Source organism: Tamlana crocina, assembly GCF_012037625.1.
Genome location: NZ_JAAVJS010000370.1, coordinates 1 through 398, shown reverse-complemented (window position 1 = coordinate 398; position 398 = coordinate 1). Strand labels below are relative to the sequence as shown.

1 pseudogene is annotated in these 398 nt (G+C 44.5%); it reads left to right on the top strand.

Annotated elements, in window-relative coordinates:
- Positions 1-398: pseudogene (locus tag HC176_RS17160) on the top strand (T9SS-dependent choice-of-anchor J family protein); the annotation flags it as partial.

Here is a 398-nt window from a genome sequence, read left to right as displayed (position 1 = left end):
CGAACCCGGAGGGCAAAAAGTAGGTTTTGTTTATAAGACCTCAACAGTCAATGTTACTGCCAGCAGACCGTTGCTTACCGAACTGCACCCTTTCTATAACGGGGGAGATTACTCCCTGCTTCCGGATTATCCGGAAACTGCCGACAGGTTCTTTGCCAGTGGAAGACTGCCGTTCCTCATGGAAGCCAACGTTACTGTCAATGGTGATACGCAGGAAATGAAGTTTATAGCCCTTCATGCCAGAGCAAATTCAGGGACGGGTTCTCAGGGAAGATATGATATGCGCAAGTATGATGTCGAAGTATTAAAAGATTACCTTGATCATTATTTTGCACTTGATAAGGTCATGATCATGGGAGATTACAACGATGATCTCGATTATACTGTAGCCAATGTAA